The sequence below is a fragment of the Alicyclobacillus hesperidum subsp. aegles genome, assembly GCF_027923525.1.
GTDB lineage: Bacteria > Bacillota > Bacilli > Alicyclobacillales > Alicyclobacillaceae > Alicyclobacillus > Alicyclobacillus aegles.
This window is the reverse complement of record NZ_BSBJ01000054.1, coordinates 1-321: the sequence shown is the minus strand read 5'-3', so window position 1 is coordinate 321 and position 321 is coordinate 1. Positions and strand designations below refer to the sequence as shown.

The 321-nt window shown below is 45.5% G+C and carries 1 pseudogene; it reads left to right on the top strand.

Annotated features, from left to right (window positions below):
* Window positions 1-156 precede the first annotated feature (156 nt).
* Window positions 157-321: pseudogene (locus QMF38_RS11420) on the top strand (IS1182 family transposase); the annotation flags it as partial.

Here is a 321-nt window from a genome sequence, read left to right as displayed (position 1 = left end):
GCACTTAGGGGGAGCCCCTTATTTATGAAAATCTGTTTGAATGTTGCCCTACATGTCCACAAAAAGAATCGCCCTTCCGGTAAAATGTAAGTGCGAACAAACATCAACCGAGAAAGGGCGATTCTTTTGAACAACGTTGTCTTCATTGACTATAACATGGATCAACTGTTTCTTCCAATGGATTTAGAGGAACTGATTCCGCCAGGTCACGTCGTACGCGTCGTCAATGAGGCTGTTAACCGCATCAGTGACGATGTGTTTTTGAAGTACTATCCCGGTGGAGGCCGTAGCAGCTTTCATCCGAAGATGCTCACCAAAGTC